Origin of the sequence: Streptomyces sp. NPDC006368 (assembly GCF_040612535.1) — a bacterium.
In the GTDB taxonomy this organism is placed as follows: Bacteria; Actinomycetota; Actinomycetes; order Streptomycetales; family Streptomycetaceae; genus Streptomyces.
On sequence record NZ_JBEXQK010000105.1, the window covers coordinates 1 to 1,771 of the forward strand.

At 68.0% G+C, this 1,771-nt stretch carries 1 protein-coding gene; it reads right to left on the reverse strand.

All coding sequences use genetic code 11. The annotated features are described in order from the left end of the window. Window positions 1–1,771: HAMP domain-containing protein (locus ABZZ38_RS30420; protein WP_356745775.1), on the reverse strand; the 1,771-nt coding region annotated here is incomplete at both ends.

The window sequence follows — 1,771 nt, forward strand, 5'->3', positions numbered from 1 at the left end:
TGAACTTGACCGCGTTGGACAGCAGGTTGCGCAGCACCTGCCGCAGCCGGGAGTCATCGGTCAGCAGGTCGAACGGCACCCCGGGGGCCGTCCTGATCGTGAAGTCGAGGCCCTTCTGCGTCGTCATGGGCCGGAAGGTGGCTTCGACGTAGTCCAGGAGGTGCCGCAGCGGGACCCGCTCGGGGTTGATGTCCATCTTGCCGGCCTCGACCTTGGACAGGTCGAGGATGTCGTTGATGAGCTGCAGCAGGTCCGATCCGGCCGAGTGGATGATGCCCGCGTACTCGACCTGCTTCGGTGTCAGGTTGCGTGTGGGGTTCTGCGCGAGCAGCTGCGCGAGGATGAGCAGGCTGTTGAGCGGGGTGCGCAGCTCGTGGCTCATGTTGGCGAGGAACTCGGACTTGTACGTCGACGCGAGGGAGAGCTGCTGCGCGCGCGTCTCCAGCTCCTGGCGGGCCCGCTCGATCTCCAGGTTCTTGGTCTCGATGTCGCGGTTCTGGGCGGCCAGGAGCGCGGCCTTCTCCTCCAGCTCCGCGTTGGAGCGCTGGAGCTCCTCCTGCTGCACCTGGAGCTCCTCGGACCGGGCCTGGAGTTCGGCCGTCAGCCGCTGGGACTCCTCCAGCAGCTCGTCGGTGCGCGCGTTGGCGACGATGGTGCTGACGTTGACGCCGATCGTCTCCATGAGCTGCTGGAGGAAATCCTGGTGGACGGGGGTGAACGGGGTGAAGGAGCCGAGTTCGATGACTCCCAGGACCTGGTCCTCGACGACGATCGGCAGGATGACGAGGCTGCCCGGCGCGGTCTCGCCGAGCCCGGAACCGATGCGGATGTAGTCGCCGGGGACACCGTCCACGGTGATCGTGCGGCGGCTGCGGGCGGCTTGGCCGACCAGGGACTCGCCGAGCCTGAAGCGGGTCTCGCCCATGCCCGCGGGGCGGCCGTACGAGCCGATCAGCCGCAGCTCGGTACCCTGCGGCGTCTCTTCGGCGAGGTAGAACCCGCCGTACTGGGCCGAGACCAGGGGGGTGAGTTCGTCGACGATCAGCTCGGCCACGACGGTGAGGTCCCGGTGTCCCTGGATGAGTCCGGAGATGCGGGCGAGGTGGGACTTCAGCCAGTCCTGCTCCTGGTTGGCCCGGGTCGTCTCGCGCAGGGACTCCACCATCGTGTTGATGTTGTCCTTGAGCTCGGCGACCTCACCGGAGGCGTCGACCGTGATGGACCGGGTCAGGTCGCCCTCGGCCACCGCGCTGGCGACCTCGGCGATGGCGCGCACCTGACGGGTGAGGTTGCCCGCCAGCTCGTTGACGTTCTCCGTGAGGCGCTTCCAGGTTCCGGAGACACCCCCGACCTCGGCCTGGCCGCCGAGGCGTCCTTCGGTACCGACCTCGCGGGCGACCCGCGTCACCTCGTCGGCGAACGCCGACAGTTGGTCGACCATCGTGTTGATGGTCGTCTTCAGCTCCAGGATCTCGCCCCGCGCGTCGACGTCGATCTTCTTCGACAGGTCGCCGTTGGCGACGGCGGTGGTGACCAGGGCGATGTTGCGGACCTGGTTGGTCAGGTTGTTCGCCATGAAGTTGACGTTGTCGGTGAGGTCCTTCCAGGTGCCGGCCACGTTGGGCACCCGGGCCTGGCCGCCGAGCATGCCCTCGGTGCCCACCTCGCGCGCGACACGCGTCACCTCGTCGGCGAACGCGGAGAGCGTGTCGACCATGGTGTTGATCACCCCGGCGAGCGCGGCGACCTCGCCCTTGGCCTCGACGGTGAT